Source organism: Pseudomonas sp. R28(2017), from assembly GCF_002112505.1.
In the GTDB taxonomy this organism is placed as follows: Bacteria; Pseudomonadota; Gammaproteobacteria; order Pseudomonadales; family Pseudomonadaceae; genus Aquipseudomonas.
This window is the reverse complement of the sequence record NZ_NEHW01000039.1, coordinates 1-1,113: the sequence shown is the minus strand read 5'-3', so window position 1 is coordinate 1,113 and position 1,113 is coordinate 1. Positions and strand designations below refer to the sequence as shown.

Here is a 1,113-nt window from a genome sequence, read left to right as displayed (position 1 = left end):
CTGCGCGGCATTCCGCACCCGGAAAGCTACGGCGACTGCATCGACAAGGCCGAGCTGCCCCTGGTCAGCCTGCGCACCGAACGCTACGCCGGCATGGTCTTCGCCACCTTCAAGGACGACATCGAGCCGCTGGAAGACTTCCTGGGCGCGGCGAAGAAGTGGATGGACCTGTTCATGAAGCAAGGCGCCGGCTATGGCATCAAGGTCCCCGGCGAGCACCGCTTCCGCTTCCCCGGCAACTGGAAGATCCAGCTGGAAAACACCACCGACGCCTACCACTTCCCGCTGGTGCACAAGAGCTTCCTGTCCTCGGTCGACGAGCAGACCCTGGAGCTGTTCGACTTCGTCAAAGGCCCCGGCTATGTCGAGGACCTGGGCAACGGCCACAGCGTGATGGTGATGATCCCCGAACTGGTGGACCTGGAAGCCGACCTCGACAAGCCGATCCCCGAGCGTTTCGAGTCGTTGGCCGCCGAGTTGCGCGACGAGGGCATCGAAGAGCAGCAGGTGCGCCGCATCGTGCGCGCCGTCGGTGGTTCGGGCTTCAACCTCAACCTGTTCCCCAACGTCGCCTGTTCGATGGCGTTCTTCCGCGTGCTGCAGCCGATCTCGGTGACCGAGACCGAGATCCACCACTCGGTGATCACCATGGACGGCGGCCCGGCTGCAGCCAACCGCTACCGCCTGCGCCTGCACGAACACTTCCAGGGCCCGATGGGCTTCGGCACGCCGGACGACTCCGAGGCCTGGGAGCGGGTGCAGAAAGGCGCCAATGCCGGCGAGAACCTGTGGATCATGCTCAACCGCGGCCTGCCGGGCGAGAAGCACAGCGCAGACGGCCTGGTCTCTGACGTCAGTGCCGAAACCGGCATGCGGGCGGCGTACCAGCAGTGGAAGAAGATGATGGCGGCGGAGGCCAAATGATGAACCTGAATCTGCTCAACGAAGTCACGGCGTTCATCTGGCAGGAAGGCGACATGCTCGACCATGGTGAGTACGACACCTGGCTGAGCCTGTGGACCGAGAAAGGCACCTACATCATCCCGATCAACCCGAAAGAGACCGACTACGAGAACACCCTGAACTACGCCTACGACGACCATCACATGCGTG

General features: G+C 63.4%; 1 protein-coding gene and 1 pseudogene. Both read left to right on the top strand.

The window, feature by feature from the left end:
- The coding region (locus CAF78_RS27490) for an RHO alpha subunit C-terminal catalytic domain-containing protein (RefSeq protein WP_085691088.1) at positions 1 to 924 on the top strand (924 nt) is incomplete at its 5' end.
- A pseudogene (locus CAF78_RS27485) lies at positions 924 to 1,113 on the top strand (hypothetical protein); the annotation flags it as partial. The gene CAF78_RS27490 and the pseudogene CAF78_RS27485, both read left to right, overlap by 1 nt.